The 309-nt window shown below is 48.9% G+C and carries 1 protein-coding gene; it reads right to left on the reverse strand.

What is annotated here, in order from left to right; translation table 11 throughout:
* A partial coding sequence (locus OGY68_RS00025; RefSeq protein WP_286616717.1) for a hypothetical protein occupies positions 1-309 on the reverse strand: 309 nt, incomplete at both ends.

A 309-nucleotide genomic window follows, 5' to 3' on the forward strand; every position in this document is an offset into this window, starting at 1 on the left:
CTTTTGAGCATAACGTCGTGGACAGTCATTCATCTGGCTTACCCAGAAAGCAAAAACCCCGCCGAAGCGGGGTTTTATAACGAGTGAAGCTGACCGATAAGCCGCATTCTTTTGAGCATAGCGTCGTGGACAGTCATTCATCTGTCTTACCCAGAAAGCAAAAACCCCGCCGAAGCGGGGTTTTATAAAGAGTGAAGCTGACCGATAAGCCGCGTTCTTTTGAGCATAGCGTCGTGGACAGTCATTCATCTGGCTTACCCAGAAAGCAAAAACCCCGCCGAAGCGGGGTTTTATAAAGAGTGAAGCTGA

Origin of the sequence: Citrobacter sp. Cpo065, from assembly GCF_030332805.1 — a bacterium.
Taxonomy (GTDB): domain Bacteria; phylum Pseudomonadota; class Gammaproteobacteria; order Enterobacterales; family Enterobacteriaceae; genus Citrobacter; species Citrobacter portucalensis.